Below are 1156 nucleotides of genomic sequence, written 5' to 3'. Positions count from 1 at the left end.
CCGCTATCAACAAAAGAATCATTGGTTTGCAATGCTTGGTTCGCTTGTTCAATACGACCGAGTAGTTGCTGACCTTCTCCCATCGCACTGGCCACCGCTATCTTATCTTGCGAGTCTGTGTTCTGAGCGCTTTGTTTTGAATCCAACTGAGCCTCTGACTCCATTGGCGACAAAGCTTGCTTAGCTACGACGGGGGCTTTACCTTCTTCTTGAAGTGATTCCGAAGTTTGCTCGGATTCGTCAGCAACGGCTTTTACGCCTTCATGCTCTAGCAATGCATCAGCCGCTTTTCCGTCGACACTCTCACGGTTCGCGACTGATTCTTGGCTCTCGCCATTCTTCTCGACCATTTCACCTTCTGTGGTGCTAACGTCGGTCTTTGCATCTGTACTTGCTGTTTGAGTGACCGCTTTTTCTGCTTTTTGTGAACCTGTAAAAACTCCCGCTAAGGTTTCAAAAAAACCTTTGCTTTCAGAGCTTTCTGTAGGTGCTTTTGCGGAAGACTCAGAAACATTAGACAAATTCACATTCATAAAAACTTTCTCGTTTTTAGCTACGCCTTTTTATGGCGTGACCAGATTGCCCATCAGAGGCAAAATTAGATAATTAAACCATGAATTTGCAAAAATCACGCCAACGCATAAGGCTCTTTTCCTGACGAACAACGCACACGAAAAGAGTGGAAGCGAGATCAACTTCAACAAAAATTAGAACGGCTTGGCCTTACGGCTAAACAACAGCGTGGAAAACTCATCCATCTGCTTTTGCTCACGTTTGGCTTCCGCAATTTGCTTTTCTTTCGCTTTCTTTTCGATCATCCACTCGTAAGACATGCGTTCTTGGCGCATCTTGAGCCAGTAGTCTTTGCAGTTTTCGACTTGTTCTTTGAAGTGATGCTCTGCTTGCTTTTGCTTTGACAGTGTCTCGTCAAGCTGACATAAGAATCGGTTGAGATGCCCGTATTGGCTGGCGGTTAAACCCGCTTGACCACGATCCACCAACTGCTGGCAGTAATCGAGACGATATTTTTCGATTTGCTCAACCTGACGGTAATAGTCTTCAAGCTCAGAGCGCGCTTTGTTCAGCGCAAGTACGGCTTGGTCTTCGCGCTCTTTGGTCTGCTCAAGTAGGAATTCCATCGCATTATTCATACGCT

Annotated in this window: 1 protein-coding gene and 1 pseudogene; both read right to left on the bottom strand. The window is 45.8% G+C overall.

Annotated features, from left to right (window positions below; all coding sequences use genetic code 11):
• Positions 1-533, bottom strand: a pseudogene (locus tag R8N28_RS26035) (flagellar hook-length control protein FliK); the annotation flags it as partial.
• A gap of 174 nt (positions 534-707) precedes the next feature.
• Positions 708-1151 (bottom strand): flagellar export protein FliJ, encoded by a 444-nt coding sequence (fliJ, locus tag R8N28_RS26030; RefSeq protein WP_005457733.1) that lies wholly within the window; start codon positions 1149-1151, stop codon positions 708-710.
• Between the last annotated feature and the right edge of the window lie 5 nt (positions 1152-1156).

Source organism: Vibrio sp. Vb1554, assembly GCF_033344235.1.
Note: the sequence above shows the minus strand (reverse complement) of the source record. Positions and strands in the feature narration are given on the sequence as shown.